This is a genomic window from Janthinobacterium sp. BJB446, assembly GCF_002735655.1.
In the GTDB taxonomy this organism is placed as follows: domain Bacteria; phylum Pseudomonadota; class Gammaproteobacteria; order Burkholderiales; family Burkholderiaceae_D; genus Janthinobacterium; species Janthinobacterium lividum.
In genome coordinates, this window is record NZ_PDZK01000001.1 from 1,058,932 (window position 1) to 1,073,316 (window position 14,385).

The window sequence follows — 14,385 nt, forward strand, 5'->3', positions numbered from 1 at the left end:
TAAGAAATTATGTGCTTTTTTCGCAACTGCAACAACATTAACATTATCTGGAAGAAAGGCGCGTACGGTACGTTTCCCGCATGGCGCCTGCCTTTGCGGCCGATCGGATTGTGAGTTTTCGCGTATTTTCTATTGAACGGAGTCAATATTCAATCCGTGTTAGTCTCGCAAAAATAAGAATTTGGCAACTATAAATTGCAAGTTTTTTAATGACCGCGTCATCTTTTTTTTTGAGGGAAATCAGACCATGTCTCGCCAATTCACACTCCATTTTTTTGCCGCGGTTGCCTGCGCATTGACGCTCAGTGCCTGCAGCACCGCGCCAGCGGTCAAGACGGCGCCGCCGCCGCCCTCGCTCGACGATCTGATGGCAAAGGCGACCCAGGCTGCCAGTTCGGGCAACAACGAAGCGGCCATGGGTTTGTGGAAACAAGCCGCTGTCGAATTCCCAGCCGATAAGAATCCATGGGTCCGCATGGCGCAGACCCGCTATGAGGCGGGCCAGTACGGCGACGCCATTATCAATGCCCAGGAAGTGCTGGTGCGCGACCCCGCCGACAAACTGGCCAACAGCGTCATTGCGATCAGCGGACTGCGCCTGTCGACGCGTGCCTTGGCCGACCTGAGCCGCCAGAACAACCTGTCCGGCCCGCTGCGCACGGAATCGCAGGATCTGGCCAAGCTGTTGCGCGAAAGCCTGGGCGAAACCGTGCTGGTACCGGCGCCTGCCGCGGCGCAGGCGCGCGACAAGCAGCCGGCGCGTCCGCCGCGCAAGGGACAGAGCAAGACTGCTGACAGCAGTGCCAATCCCTTCGATGGTTTGAAGTGAAGCTGAGGCAGTAGCAATCTACCAGGGCATCGCGGATGCCGCCGATTACTCGTGAAGGGATGTGTCATGTCAAAAAAAGAAAGTGTTCAAAAACGCCTGCAAAAGGTCAGGCCGCCACGCGTGCAGATGACGTATGACGTGGAAATCGGCGATGCGATTGAAAACAAGGAACTGCCCTTCGTGATGGGCGTCGTGGGCGACTTCGGCGGCAATTCGGAAGTCGAGCAGAAACGGCTGAAGGACCGCAAGTTCATCGGCATTGACCGCGACAATTTCGACGAGGTGCTCAAGGGCGTCGAGCCGCGCGCCGCGTTTGGCGTCAGCAATGAGCTCAGCGATGAAGGCGGCCAGTTGCGCGTCGACCTGCGCTTCAAGTCGCTCAATGACTTCCGTCCCGAGGCGGTGGTGGAGCAGGTGGCGCCATTGCGCCGCCTGCTCGAGGCGCGCACCAAGCTGGCTGACCTGCGCAACAAGCTGGCCGGCAACGACAAGCTGGAAGATATCCTGAACGACGTGCTCAACAGCACGGAAAAGCTGGCCCAGCTGGAACAACAATCCACCGCCAAGAAAGACTGATCCCATGTCCGCTCAACTGACCCCCGCGTCCGGCGCTGCCGCGACCACCGATATCGGCTTGCTTGACCAGATCGTCGAACAAAGCAAGGTTGCCAAATCCAGCGTCGAGCATGCACGCGCCAAGGATCTGATTTCAGAACTGGTCAGCCAGGTGATGGAGGGCACCGTGGTGGTGTCGGACAACCTGGCGGCCACCATCGATGCGCGCGTTGCCGAGCTGGACAGACTCATTTCGCGCCAGCTCAGCGTCATCATGCATGCGCCCGAATTCCAGAAGCTGGAAAGCAGCTGGACCGGCCTGCATCACCTGGTCGATAACACGCCCACCGGCACCAACCTGAAGATCAAGCTGCTGAACGCCACCAAGCGCGAGCTGGTGCGCGATTTCCAGAGCGCGCTGGAATTCGATCAGTCGACCATGTTCAAGAAAGTGTATGAGGAAGAGTTCGGCACTTTCGGCGGTGCTCCATTCGGCGCGCTGCTGGGCGACTTCGAATTCACGCGCCAGCCCGAAGACATGTATTTCCTCGAACAGATGTCGCATGTGGCCGCTGCCGCCCACGCGCCCTTCATTTCGGCCGCATCGCCCGAGCTGTTCGGCCTCGAGAGCTATTCCGACCTCGGCAAGCCGCGCGACCTGGCCAAGGTGTTCGACACGGTCGAATATGCGAAGTGGAAGTCGTTCCGCGAATCGGAAGATGCGCGCTACGTCGGCCTGACGCTGCCGCGCTACCTGGGGCGCCTGCCGTTCAATCCGGCCGACGGCGCCACCGTCGACGGCTTCAACTTCGTCGAGGATGTCGATGGCACCAACCACCAGAAATACCTGTGGTGCAATGCCGCTTATGCCTTCGGCGCCAAGCTGACGGCGGCCTTCGACGATTACGGCTGGTGCGCGGCGATCCGCGGCGTGGAAGGCGGCGGCCTGGTCGAAGACTTGCCGACCCATACCTTCAAGACCGACGAGGGCGAAGTGGCGCTGAAATGCCCGACCGAGATTGCGATTACCGACCGCCGCGAAAAAGAGCTGAGCGACCTGGGTTTCATTTCGCTGGTGCATTGCAAAAACACGGATTACGCGGCGTTCTTCGGCGCCCAGTCGGCGCAGAAGGCCAAGAAGTACAACACCGATTCCGCCAATGCGAATGCGGTGCTGTCGTCGCAGCTGCAATACATCTTTGCCGTCTCGCGCATCGCCCATTACATGAAGGCGATGATGCGCGACAAGATCGGCAGCTTTGCCGCCGCGTCCAACGTCGAAGATTTCCTCAACCGCTGGCTGATGCAATACGTGCTGCTCGACGATAACGCCAGCCAGGAGCAGAAGGCCCAGTTTCCACTGCGCGAAGCATCGGTGCAGGTGTCGGAAGTGCCTGGCCGTCCCGGCGTCTACCGGGCGATTTCCTTCTTGCGTCCCCATTTCCAGCTCGATGAGCTGTCCGTTTCACTCCGTTTGGTCGCGGAGCTGCCGCAATCGACCAAATCCTGATTTTTTCATAAACAACCGAAAGGAATGACATGGCAATCGACGTTTACTTGCAAATTGATGGTATCAAAGGCGAATCCACCGACACCTCCCACAAAGATTGGATCGAATGCAAGTCGGTCCAGTGGGAAGTACTGCAGCCGAAGTCCGCCACCGCCTCGACCGGCGGCGGGCATACCGCCGAACGTACCGAGCACAAGGATATCGTGGTCGCCAAGCTGGCCGACCTCGCCACGCCGCTGCTGCTGCAAAATTGCTCATCCGGTAAAACGATCCCGAAAGCCAAATTCGAATTCCTGCGTGCTGACGGCCAGGGCGAGCGCATCAAGTACTTCGAGATCGAACTGGAAAACGTGCTGATCAGCAGCGTGGCGCCATCCGTCGCGGCTGGCGACATCCTCGGCGAAAATGTGTCGATCAAGTATTCCAAGGTCAAGTGGAAATACACGCAGCAAAAAGTCGGTGGCGGCTCAGGCGGCAATACCTCTGGCGGCTGGGATCTGTCGGCCAACAAGACGATTTGATCGGCAACGGCCCTTGCCGGATGAAGCCGTTCCGGCTAGCCGCCGACGGTGACTCCGGCTTGTGCCTGCGTGACTGATGCTCCTGAATCAAAGGGCCGCCGCAGGCCGCCCTTTTGTTCCTTCCCACTGCCAATGACGGGATACCGATGAAGGGTTTTACGCCGGGATTGTTCGACCGCCTGATGGACACGCCTGTCCAGGGCGCTTCCAGTAGCACCGTCTCGCGCCTGTCGCTGGAGGATTTGAAAGACACCGTGGCGCGCGACCTGGAGGCGCTGCTCAACACGCGCACCGTGATACCGGAAGCGCTGCTGAAAAAATTTCCCGAATGCGGCCGCTCGATTGTTACCTACGGCCTCAATGATTTCGCCGGCCTGAGCTTGTCGAGTTCCGATGACCGCGCGTATATCTGCCAGTGCCTGGAAAAGGCCATCGCGCGCCATGAGCCGCGCCTGCGCAGCGTGCGCGCTTCGCTGGAAATCCAGGAAGGCTCGATCAACCGCCTTAATTTCGCCATTACCGCGCTATTGGTGGTGCACTCGGCCCAGGAACCCGTCAACTTCGACGCCATCCTGCAGCCGTCCAGCCTGCATTACACGATCAGCAAGGCGCGCCGTGCGGCGCAAGGAGCCTGAACTTGGAAGAATTATTGCCGTATTACGAACGTGAACTGGGTTTCCTGCGCCGCTATTCGCGCGAGTTTTCCGAGCGCTACCCGAAGATCGCGGGACGGCTGCTGATCGGCGGCGAAGTCTGCGAAGACCCGCATATCGAGCGCATGATCCAGTCCTTCGCGCTGCTCAATTCGCGTATCTCGAAACGCCTCGATGACGATTACCCTGAATTCACCGAGGCGCTGTTCGAGGTGCTGTATCCGCATTACCTGCGGCCGTTTCCTTCGTGCTCGATCGCGCGTCTCGACTACAGCGGTGCGGCGGCGCAGCTGACGGCCGCCACCGAGATTGCGCGCGGCACGGAACTGGCGACACGCCCCGTCAAGGGCGTCGCGTGCACCTTCCGCACCGCGTATCCGGTCACCGTGGCGCCGCTGGCGCTGACGCATGCGGCGTTTGCCGCCATCATCGACGCGCCCGAGCAGGTGCAACTGCCGCCCAACGCCACCTCCAGCGTCAGCATCGTCATCGAAGCGACCGCCGATCAGATCAGTCTGGCGCAACTGGGTGTCAAGAAGCTGCGCGTGTTCATCGACGGCGAGCCTTCGTTTTGCGCGGCGCTGCGCGACGCGCTGTTCATGCGCACGCTCAAGGCCTATGTGGAAGCGGATGACAGCGGACGCTGGAGCGCGCTGGCGCAGATCCCCGTCAGCGCCGCCGGCTATGCCGAGGACGATGCGCTGATCCCGTTTTCGGCCCGTTCGCATCCGGCCTACCGGCTGCTGACCGAATACTTCTGCTTTCCCGAAAAATTCAATTTTTTCGACATCGACCTGGCCGCGCTGTGCGCGCCGCTGCCGTCCGGCTGCCGGCGCATCACCTTGCACCTGGCCCTGGCCGGGCTGCGCACGGATTCGAATACGGCGCGCATGCTGGGCACCATGTCGACGAATAACCTGCTGCTGGGCTGCACCCCGGTGGTCAACCTGTTCCGCCTGCGCGGCGAGCCGATCCGGCTGACGCATACGGCCGCCAGCTATCCGGTGCTGGCCGATGCGCGCCGCGCCTACGCCTTCGAGGTGCAGGCCATCGAATCGGTCAAGCTGGTACGCCAGACGCCGCAAGGGGAGTCGATCACGGAATTTCGCCCGTTCTATTCGCTGCGCCACGGCCAGATGCCGGCCAGGGATGGCCATTACTGGGTAATGCGGCGCGATGACACCATCAGCGAGAAAAGCCCCGGTTACGAGACCGAGATTTCCATCGTCGACATCGATTTCGATCCGGCCGCGATTGAAACCGATACCCTCAGCCTGGAGCTGAGCTGCACCAACCGCGACCTGCCGGCGCAACTTACCTATGGCCTGCGCGGCGGCGACCTGTTCCTGGAAGGCGGATCGAGCGTGCGCAGCATCCACTTCCTGCGCAAGCCGACGGAATCGCACCGCTTCGAGCGGGGGCGCGGCGCGCACTGGCGCCTGATCTCGCACCTGTCGCTGAACCATCTGTCGCTGTCGGGCAGCGGCCTGGAAGCGTTCCAGGAAATGCTGACCCTGTATGACTTGCCCCGCTCGGCGACCTCGCAACGGCAGATCAGCGGCATTGCTGCAATCGACCACAAGGCGGCCAACGCCTGGCTGCCCGGCAATCCCTTCGCCTGCCTGGTGCGCGGCCTGGAAGTGCGGCTGACGCTCGACGAGGAAGCGTTTGTGGGCAGCGGCATCCATGCGTTTGCCCATATCGTCGAGTGTTTTCTCGGCCTGTACGTGCATGCCAACAGTTTTACCCAACTGGTGGTGCTGTCGAAAAAATCGGGAGAGGAGTTGTTGCGATGCAAACCACGCAGCGGCGATTTGAGCCTAGTGTAATCGAGCGCCTGTTCGCCGAGCCTTACCGCTTCCAGTACTTCCAGGCGGTGCGCATGCTCGAACTCTGGCTGGTTCGCAACGGCATGGCGCGTGAAGGCGCGGTGGCCAACTACCTGCGCTTTCAAAATTCGGTGTCGCTCAATTTTGCGCCCAGCCAGCTTGAAGCGGTGCAGGCGGAACCGCGCGAGCTGGGCGCCCTGGCGGCCGACATGCGCGCGCTGGGCGAGGCCGTGCGGGGCGGCGAACTGAAATACGTCCGCATCACGCCTGCCTTCATGGGCTTTCTCGGCGTGGCCGGCGCGCTGCCGGCCCATTACACCGAACGCATCGCCGCGCACCAGCTGTACGAAAAGGACGAAGGACCGCGCGCCTTTCTCGACACCTTTTCCAGCCGCGCGCTGGCGCTGTTCTACGAAGCGTGGCGCAAGTACCGCCTGGAACTCAAGTACCAGCTCGATGGCAGGGACAAGTTCCTGCCGCTGCTGCTGTCGCTGGCAGGCCTGGGCCATGCGTCGCTGCGCCAGCGCCTGTACGACGATGGCGATGGTGTCCTCGACGAGTCGGTGGGGTTTTTTGCGGCCGCCATGCGGCACCGGCCGCCATCGGCGGTGGCGATCGGCCAGGTATTGTCGGCCTATTTCGGCCAGACCATCAAGGTGACCCAGTTTGTCGGCTGCTGGTACGACGTGCCGCCCGACCAGCAAAGCAGCCTGGGCGGCATGAACGCCATGCTGGGTTCGACCGCGCTGGTCGGCGCGCGCGTCTGGCAGCGCGACTTGCGCATGCGGCTGGTGGTCGGACCGCTGGCGCGCATGCATTTCGACGCCTTTCTGCCGGGCGGCGCGGCGGCGCGTGCGCTGGAAAAAATGCTCACCATGTTTACCGGCCTGTGCCTCGAATACGAAGTGCAGCTGGTGTTGCGCGCCGAGGATGTGCATGGCGTCACGCTGGAGCAGCCGCGCAGCGGCGGGCGGCTGGGCTGGGACAGCTTCCTGATCACCTCCGGCGCCGCGCAGGACCGTGGCGACGTGCGCTACGAACTGCATGCGCTGGCATGAACCATCTTTCTTTTTTATCCGTTTCCACACAAGGACCTTTGCCCCATGAGCATCAACCTCAAGACGCTGATCAGCAAGCTCAATGACACCAGCCGCACCGCCGCCACCCGCGCGGCCGGCATCTGCGTCGGCCTCGGACAATACGAGGTCGACCTGGAACACCTGTTCCTGGCCCTGCTGGAACAGCCGGCCAGCGACTTTGCGCTGATCGCCCGCCACAGCGGCATCAGCGTCAGCATGCTAGAAGCGGACCTGCAGGCCGAGGTGGCGCGCCTGCAGACCGGCAATGCGCGCACCCCCGTGTTTTCTCCCAGGCTGCCGAAGCTGTTTGAAAACGCCTGGCTGATCGCGTCGCTCGACGTGCAGGCCGGCCGCCAGGCCAGCATCCGCAGCGCCCATCTGCTGCAGGCGCTGCTGACCGACCCGGAGCTGGCGCAACTGGCTTACCGCGGTTCGAAACTGTTCAACAAATTCAAGCTCGACGACCTGAAGCACAACCTCGACAAGATCACGCAAGGCTCGCAGGAGGCGGCAGGCGCCCCGGCTGCCGATGGCGAGGCGGGGGAGGGCGGCGATCCGGTCGGCGAACTGGAAGGGCGCGCGGCCGCGTCGAAAACCCCGGCGCTGGACCAGTTCACCACCAACCTGACGGCGCGCGCGCGCGACGGCAAGGTCGACCCGGTGATCGGGCGCGATGCCGAGATCCGCCAGGCGATCGATATCCTGATGCGCCGCCGCCAGAACAATCCCATCCTGACGGGCGAGGCGGGCGTGGGCAAGACGGCCGTGGTCGAAGGGCTGGCGCTGCGCATCGCGCAGGACGACGTGCCCGATGTGTTGAAGGGCGTCGAGATCCATACGCTGGACATGGGCCTGCTGCAGGCTGGCGCCAGCGTCAAGGGCGAGTTCGAGAACCGCCTGAAAAACGTCATCGACGAAGTCAAGAAAAGCCCGCACGCCATCATCCTGTTCATCGACGAAGCGCACACCATGATCGGCGCCGGCGGCACGGCCGGCCAGAACGACGCGGCCAACCTGCTCAAGCCGGCCTTGGCGCGCGGCGAGCTGCGCACGATCGCCGCCACCACCTGGGGCGAGTACAAGAAATATTTTGAAAAGGACGCCGCGCTGGCGCGCCGCTTCCAGGTCGTCAAGATCGAGGAGCCGAGCGAGGAACTGGCCTGCGCCATGTTGCGCGGCATGGCGCCGTTGATGGAAAAGCATTTCAACGTGCGCATCTACGACGAAGCCATCACCGAAGCGGTACGGCTGTCGCACCGCTACATCATGGGCCGGCAGCTGCCCGACAAGGCCATCAGCGTGCTCGATACCGCCTGCGCCAAGGTGGCGCTGGGCCAGAACGCCACGCCGGCCTTGCTGGAAAACCTGGTCAAAAAGCTTGACCGCATCGATGCCGAAGTCGCCACGCTCGAGCGCGAGGAAAAGAGTGGCGGGAACCACCCGGTGCGCCTGAAAGACTTGCGCACGCAGCGCAGCGCGGCCGCCGGCGAGCATGCGGCGCTGGCAGCGCGCTGGGAAAACGAAAAGACCCTGACCGGGAAGGTCAAGGCGGCACGCGAGGAGCTGGAAAGCGCCGGTGCGAAACCCGATGCCAGCCAGGCCGGCGACCTGCAGGCCTTGCTCAAGGACTTGCGCGCGCTGCAGGGCGAAACGCCGATGGTGCCGGTGCAGGTCGACGGCCACGTGGTGGCGGAAATCGTCGCCGGCTGGACCGGCATCCCGCTCGGCAAGATGGTCAAGGATGAAATCCGCACGGTGCTCAAGCTGAAGGATATGCTGGAAGAGCGCGTACTGGGCCAGTCGCATGCGATCGAGGCGGTGGCGCAGCGCGTGCGCACCTCGCGCGCCAACCTGGACGACCCGAACAAGCCGAAGGGCGTGTTCCTGTTCGTCGGCCCGTCCGGCGTGGGCAAGACGGAAACGGCGCTGGCGCTGGCCGACGTGCTGTATGGCGGCGAACGCAAGCTGATCACCATCAACATGAGCGAATACCAGGAAGCGCACAGCGTATCGGGCCTGAAAGGCTCGCCGCCCGGCTATGTCGGTTACGGCGAAGGCGGCGTGCTGACCGAGGCGGTGCGGCGCAACCCGTACAGCGTGGTGCTGCTCGACGAAGTGGAAAAAGCCCACCCGGACGTGCTCGAACTGTTCTTCCAGGTCTTCGACAAGGGCGTGATGGAGGATGCCGAAGGGCGCGAGATCGACTTTAAAAATACCATCATCATCCTCACCTCGAACGTCGGTTCGAGCATCCTGATGCAGGCCTGCCTGAATGTGGCGGCGGCTGACCTGCCGACGCCGGAACAGCTGGAGGAAAAGATCCGCCCGCAACTGGTGAAGACCTTCAAGCCGGCCTTCCTGGGACGCTTGAAAGTGATCCCGTTCTATCCGATCTCGGACGATGTGCTGGTCAATATCATCGGCCTGAAACTGGGCAAGATCGCCCAGCGCATCGCGGCCAATCACAAGGCCGAATTCAGCCACGACGAGGCGCTGGTCGACGCCGTGCTGGCGCGCTGCACGGAAGTCGATTCGGGTGCGCGCAACGTCGACAATATCCTCAACGGCACCGTGCTGCCCGAGATCGCCGAGTCGGTGCTGGCCAAAATGGCCGAAGGCGCCGCGATCACGAAGATCAAGGTCAGCGCCAGCAAGCAGGGGCAGTTCAAGTACACCATCAAGTAAGCATGCGCACGCGAAGCAACATGGCTGCGCCGGCAGGCGCAGCGTCACTCAAGGGAATGGACATGCATGGCTAATCCGGAGCAGGGAACAGACAATCTGTTTGCAGGGATCGGACAGCACGCCCGGCTGCTCAAGCTGGACACGCCGCTGGGCGCCGACGCCTTGCTGGCGCAGCGCGTCCATGCGGTCGACCGCGTGAGCCAGGGATACGACTATGTCGTCGATCTGCTGTCGCTCGACGATGCGGTGGAACTCAAGCAGCTGATCGCCCAGGAAGTGACCTTGTGGGTATTGCAGCCCGACGCCAGTTACAGCCCCATCCACGGTTACGTGCATACGGCCAGGAAGCTGGGCAGCGATGGGCAGCTGTCGGCCTACCAGATCGCTTTTGCCAGCTGCCTGCACTTCCTCAAGTTCCGCAAGGATGCGCGCATCTGGCAGAACAAGGGCGCCGACGACATCATCGCTGACGTGCTGGGCGGCCATCCGCAATGCCAGGGCAAGTTCAGGTTCGACCTGAACCAGGCGGTGCGCCAGCGCTCGTATTGCACGCAATACGAGACGGACTGGCAATTCGTCATGCGCATGCTGGAAAGCGAAGGCTGGTACGGCTATGTCGAACAGGCGGCCGATGGCAGCGGCCATCAGTGGATCATCACCGATTCGGTGCAATCGCTCAAGCCGCTGCAGCCCGGGCAGATTGCCTTTCACCGCGCAGCTGGCACCGAGGAACTGGACAAGATCGTCCAGTGGGGCGGCACCCGCACGCTGTCAAACAGCCAGCTGGCGACCCGCACTTATGATTACAAGGCGCCCCGTAGCAATCACCAGGATGCCGTGCAGATATTGCCCGGGCACGGCAGTATTCCGTCGCAGCTCGAGGTCTACGAATATACGGGCGCCTACAGCAGCGCCGACACCGAGCATGGCGCGGAACAATCGCGCCTCAGGGTGCAGGAGTGGGAATCGCGCATCAAGCGGTTTTTTGGCACCTCGGGCGTGCGCCGGCTGCCGGTAGGCTGCTGGTTTACGCTGCTCGACCATCCGGCCCACGCCGAAGAGGCGGCCGAGGAGCGCCAGTTCGTCGTGCTGGGCGTGGAATGGGCAATCGAAAACAACCTGCCGCTGTCCAGCATGCAACAGGATTTTTCGGGCAGCCTGAAAGGCCGGCTGCAGCAGTTCAAGGAAGAGGCGGGCTTGAACCGTGCCGACCTGGCCCCGACCGGTACCGGCGATGAGCGCACCGGCCACTGCTTCAACCGCTTCGAAGTGCAGCGCCGCAGCGTGGAGTACCGCAGTGCCTTCGTGCACGCCAAACCGGCCATGCATCCGCAAACGGCCACCGTGGTCGGCCCGGCCGGCGAGGAAATCCATACCGATACCCTGAACCGCGTGAAGGTGCGCTTCCATTGGGACCGCCTCAATCCCGGCGATGAAAAGGCGTCGTGCTGGGTGCGCGTGAGCTATCCGAACGCCGGCGAGGGCTATGGCGCCGTGCATGTGCCGCGCGTCGGCCAGGAAGTGATCATCACCTTCCTCGACGGGGACGTGGACCGGCCCATCATCACGGGCCGCATCTACAACGGCGAACAAGCGCCGCAGTGGCATACCGATGGGCGCATGTCGGGCTACAAATCGAAAGAATACAAGGGCGCGGGCTTCAACCAGCTGGTGATGGACGACAACACCGAGCAGAACCGGGTGCAGCTGTACAGCAGCAATACCCATGCACAGCTCAACCTGGGCTATCTGGTGGGGCAGCAGGGCAATCAGCGCGATGGCTTTTTCGGTTCCGGCTTCGCCCTCAATTCGGATGCGTATGGCGCCATCACCACGCAAAAGGGACTGTACATCAGCACCTACGGCCGGCCCGGCGGGCGCGGTTCCCAGCTCGACGTGCGCGAGGCGTACGATCAACTGACGCAGGCGCACGAGCTGGCGCAAAACCTGTCGGACGTGGCGGAAAAGTCCAGTGCCGAGGCGCTGCCGGGGCAGCAGGCGTTCCAGCAATTCATCGACGCGACCCAGGCGCAATACGACGGCGCCGGCCAGCAGGGCGCCAACCGCTTCGCCGAGCCGGTACTGCTGGCGGCGTCGCCGGCCGGCATCGGCCTCGCCACGCCGAAGAGCACGCACCTGCACAGCGGCGAACAGCTCACGATGTCGACGGGCGAGGATGCCAACCTGGCTGTCGGTAAAAGCCTGATCGCCAGCGTCAAGGAAAAGATCAGCCTGTTTGCATACAACGCGGGCATCAAGCTGTTCGCATCGAAAGGAAAGGTCGAGATCCAGGCGCACGGCGGCGACATCGACATCATCGCCGAAAAGGTATTGCGCCTGCTGTCAGCCACCGACCGCATTGAAATTTTCGCCAAGAAGGAAATCATCCTCGGTGCCGATGGCTCGGCCATCAGGATCAACGGCGCGGGCATTACCGACATGACGAGTGGCCAGCGCATCAGCCATAACGCCGATTTCTCGATGCCAGGCCCCAAGACGATGCCGTATGCGCTGCCGGTGCTGCCCAAGGAAGTCTGCCTGGAATGCCTGAAAAAGCGCGCAAAACAGCGTACCGCCTTCGTCAACAAAGGGTCGCAGCGATGACTTTTTCATCGCTGGAGTACATAAAGGATAGAACATTGTGAGGAACGACAAACGAGATCGGCTCGAGAAGTCATTGCAGCCACTGTTGTCAGGCCGGCGCAGTGTGCTGGGCTTGATCGGCCTGGGTGCGCTGATGCCGCTTGCGGCTTTCGGACAAAAAAATAAAACCACGAAAAAGGCGGCCCCAGCACTTGGGGGAGTACGGCGCCAGGAAGTTTGCCGTGAATGCCTGCAAAAGCGCGCAAAACAGCGCTCCGCCTTCGTCAACAAAGGACCTCAACGATGAAATTTTTACCTCTGGATCAGGCTTCGTTTGCAGCAAACCTGGCAAGCGCGCTCGACAATCGTGAACTGAGCTGTTATGCCATTGTCGACCAGGCGCAGGACGGCACGCTGCTGGCGCGCTTTGAAAAAGAGCAGATCAGCATGCACAGCAAGTGCCTGCTGCCGGCGGCGCTCGGGTCCGATACGGAAGCGTACGCGCCCCAGCTGGTGGCGCTGTCGCCACTGGCTGCCGATACCGAAGCGTGGCCGGACATCGTGCAAGGCGCCGCCAGCCATCCCGCCAGCTTTACGCTGCTTGCAAGTACTGATGATTTCGACACGCTGTGGGAAAGCCTGGCGGCGTTTACTGAAATACTGCTGCCGGACGGCACCGACATGATTTTTGCCTTCTGGGACCCGGCCATCCTGGGCACCCTGACGGGACAGAAAAGCGACCTGACTTTGCACGTGGGGGTGCAGGCGCTGACCGTTTCCCAGCGCGAGCGCCTACTGCAAGGCATAGTAGCATGGTGGTATTGGGACCGCGATGGCCATCCCCAGCAGGTGCTGCCAGGGGAAAACGACAACGGCCTGGCTCCCCACAGGGTTACCTTGCCGCTCAAGCTGGCCCAGGTGCAGGTCGACATGCTGGTGGAAGCGGGCATGCCGGACCAGCTCTTGTCGATGCTGCAGGAAAACCAGCCGCAGCTGCTGATGGATATTCCACCCGCGCAACACTACCGCCTCGTGCAAAAACACCTGTTGGCCGCGCGCAAACTGAAGCTGTCCGGCATGCGCGACATTCTTAACTACACCTGCGCCGCCCTGATCTACGGCGACAAGCTGCAGACCAACCCGGCCATTGCGTCACTGCTGGCGCAGGTAAAGGCTGGCGATATCAGCTTTGAAGCTGCCATGGACCAGTTTCCATGAGCATCTGGGAACAGGAGGCAACGAAGTCAGGCCGGCGGCTGGCGCTTGGATTGATGGCGTGCGGTTTGCTACTGCCGCTGGCGGCTTGCGGCCAGAGAGTGCAAAAAGAAACAGCATTGAATGTAGAAGTGTTCTCCTACGTTGATCGGGTCATTACCGACATTTCTTTTAACGGCACCGGCCTGGGCGTGATGAACAGGTATGGTGGCACTGGGACCGTTACTGATGTTTATATTCCGTTCGGGATTCAGGCATTGAAATGGACTTTGGGCGGGCCAAAAGGAACGCCACGCAATGGCGAGCGTATGACTCCGAAGAATCAACTTGTGATTTCGCCGGAGCAGATACCGCCGGGAACGCGTTATCTCGGCATACATCTTTACCCCGATGATACGGTCGAGCTCACCTTTGCGGATTCCGTACCTGAACGAACAGCCCGAGGCGAGAAAATTCTGGCGGCGAGGAAGAAACAACATGCGTGACAAGGATGGAAGAAATGCGGCAACTCAAACATTGGCACCTTCGCCGCGAAGCAGGCGTCACTCCCTCGGCTTGATAGGCCTGGGTTTGATGATGCCGCTGGCGGCGTGCAGGCAATCGGTACGGAAAGAGATATGGCTGAATGTTGAAGTGATCTCCTATATTGATCATGTCATTACCAACATTTTTTTTAACGGTACGCCCCTAGGTGTAATGAATCGGTATGGTGCTACGGGAACTATTGCTGGTGTCCAGATCCCGTTCGGCGTTCAGACATTGCATTGGGAGTTGGATGGGCCAAAGGGTACGCCGCCATTGGCGAGGTGGTGACTGCTAAGGGGCCGCTGGTGATTTCTCCGGAACAGATACCGCCACGAACGCGCTATCTTGGCATACATCTTTACCCCGACGATAGGGTCGAGTTCACCTTTGTTGAGGGCCCA

The 14,385-nt window shown here is 61.7% G+C and carries 12 protein-coding genes; all 12 read left to right on the forward strand.

All coding sequences use genetic code 11. From position 1 onward, the window contains the following. The first annotated feature begins 247 nt into the window (after nucleotides 1-247). Nucleotides 248-829 (forward strand): tetratricopeptide repeat protein, encoded by a 582-nt coding sequence (locus tag CSQ92_RS04810; RefSeq protein ID WP_244517603.1) that lies wholly within the window; start codon nucleotides 248-250, stop codon nucleotides 827-829. Between the two features lie 66 nt (nucleotides 830-895). After that, nucleotides 896-1,405: a type VI secretion system contractile sheath small subunit gene (tssB, locus tag CSQ92_RS04815; RefSeq protein ID WP_070257339.1), complete on the forward strand. Its 510-nt coding sequence runs from the start codon at nucleotides 896-898 to the stop codon at nucleotides 1,403-1,405. 4 nt (nucleotides 1,406-1,409) lie between these two features. Next, nucleotides 1,410-2,894, forward strand: coding sequence for a type VI secretion system contractile sheath large subunit (tssC, locus tag CSQ92_RS04820; protein WP_034777802.1), 1,485 nt, complete (start codon nucleotides 1,410-1,412; stop codon nucleotides 2,892-2,894). A 29-nt stretch (nucleotides 2,895-2,923) separates the two neighbouring features. Beyond that, complete coding sequence (locus CSQ92_RS04825; RefSeq protein ID WP_034752191.1) at nucleotides 2,924-3,415, forward strand: Hcp family type VI secretion system effector; 492 nt, start codon at nucleotides 2,924-2,926, stop codon at nucleotides 3,413-3,415. 146 nt (nucleotides 3,416-3,561) lie between these two features. After that, nucleotides 3,562-4,050: a type VI secretion system baseplate subunit TssE gene (tssE, locus tag CSQ92_RS04830; RefSeq protein ID WP_034777804.1), complete on the forward strand. Its 489-nt coding sequence runs from the start codon at nucleotides 3,562-3,564 to the stop codon at nucleotides 4,048-4,050. A 2-nt stretch (nucleotides 4,051-4,052) separates the two neighbouring features. Further along, nucleotides 4,053-5,897 (forward strand): type VI secretion system baseplate subunit TssF, encoded by a 1,845-nt coding sequence (tssF, locus tag CSQ92_RS04835; protein WP_070257334.1) that lies wholly within the window; start codon nucleotides 4,053-4,055, stop codon nucleotides 5,895-5,897. Continuing rightward, nucleotides 5,861-6,955 carry a type VI secretion system baseplate subunit TssG gene (gene tssG / locus CSQ92_RS04840; protein ID WP_034777849.1) on the forward strand — a complete coding sequence of 365 codons (1,095 nt, stop codon included), beginning with the start codon at nucleotides 5,861-5,863 and terminating at the stop codon, nucleotides 6,953-6,955. Before tssF ends, tssG begins: the two co-directional genes overlap by 37 nt. A gap of 45 nt (nucleotides 6,956-7,000) precedes the next feature. Continuing rightward, nucleotides 7,001-9,661 carry a type VI secretion system ATPase TssH gene (gene tssH, locus CSQ92_RS04845; protein WP_099393365.1) on the forward strand — a complete coding sequence of 887 codons (2,661 nt, stop codon included), beginning with the start codon at nucleotides 7,001-7,003 and terminating at the stop codon, nucleotides 9,659-9,661. 66 nt (nucleotides 9,662-9,727) lie between these two features. Beyond that, on the forward strand, nucleotides 9,728-12,265 hold the full coding sequence (locus CSQ92_RS04850) for a type VI secretion system Vgr family protein (protein WP_099393366.1): 2,538 nt from the start codon (nucleotides 9,728-9,730) through the stop codon (nucleotides 12,263-12,265). Nucleotides 12,266-12,547: 282 nt separating this feature from the next. Further along, nucleotides 12,548-13,462, forward strand: coding sequence for a DUF4123 domain-containing protein (locus tag CSQ92_RS04855; RefSeq protein WP_180276930.1), 915 nt, complete (start codon nucleotides 12,548-12,550; stop codon nucleotides 13,460-13,462). After that, on the forward strand, nucleotides 13,459-13,944 hold the full coding sequence (locus CSQ92_RS04860) for a hypothetical protein (protein WP_099393368.1): 486 nt from the start codon (nucleotides 13,459-13,461) through the stop codon (nucleotides 13,942-13,944). The genes CSQ92_RS04855 and CSQ92_RS04860 overlap by 4 nt, the downstream gene beginning before the upstream one ends. After that, the gene (locus CSQ92_RS28570; protein ID WP_143450274.1) at nucleotides 13,937-14,272 is read left to right on the forward strand and encodes a hypothetical protein; all 336 of its coding nucleotides are present in this window, start codon (nucleotides 13,937-13,939) and stop codon (nucleotides 14,270-14,272) included. The genes CSQ92_RS04860 and CSQ92_RS28570 overlap by 8 nt, the downstream gene beginning before the upstream one ends. The last annotated feature ends 113 nt before the right edge of the window (nucleotides 14,273-14,385 follow it).

Coding starts and splice junctions, on each gene's coding strand:
- CSQ92_RS04810 (WP_244517603.1), top strand. CDS start 248: ATGTCTCGCCAATTCACACTCCATTTTTTTGCCGCGGTTGCCTGCGCA.
- tssB (WP_070257339.1), top strand. CDS start 896: ATGTCAAAAAAAGAAAGTGTTCAAAAACGCCTGCAAAAGGTCAGGCCG.
- tssC (WP_034777802.1), top strand. CDS start 1,410: ATGTCCGCTCAACTGACCCCCGCGTCCGGCGCTGCCGCGACCACCGAT.
- CSQ92_RS04825 (WP_034752191.1), top strand. CDS start 2,924: ATGGCAATCGACGTTTACTTGCAAATTGATGGTATCAAAGGCGAATCC.
- tssE (WP_034777804.1), top strand. CDS start 3,562: ATGAAGGGTTTTACGCCGGGATTGTTCGACCGCCTGATGGACACGCCT.
- tssG (WP_034777849.1), top strand. CDS start 5,861: ATGCAAACCACGCAGCGGCGATTTGAGCCTAGTGTAATCGAGCGCCTG.
- tssH (WP_099393365.1), top strand. CDS start 7,001: ATGAGCATCAACCTCAAGACGCTGATCAGCAAGCTCAATGACACCAGC.
- CSQ92_RS04850 (WP_099393366.1), top strand. CDS start 9,728: ATGGCTAATCCGGAGCAGGGAACAGACAATCTGTTTGCAGGGATCGGA.
- CSQ92_RS04855 (WP_180276930.1), top strand. CDS start 12,548: ATGAAATTTTTACCTCTGGATCAGGCTTCGTTTGCAGCAAACCTGGCA.
- CSQ92_RS04860 (WP_099393368.1), top strand. CDS start 13,459: ATGAGCATCTGGGAACAGGAGGCAACGAAGTCAGGCCGGCGGCTGGCG.
- CSQ92_RS28570 (WP_143450274.1), top strand. CDS start 13,937: ATGCGTGACAAGGATGGAAGAAATGCGGCAACTCAAACATTGGCACCT.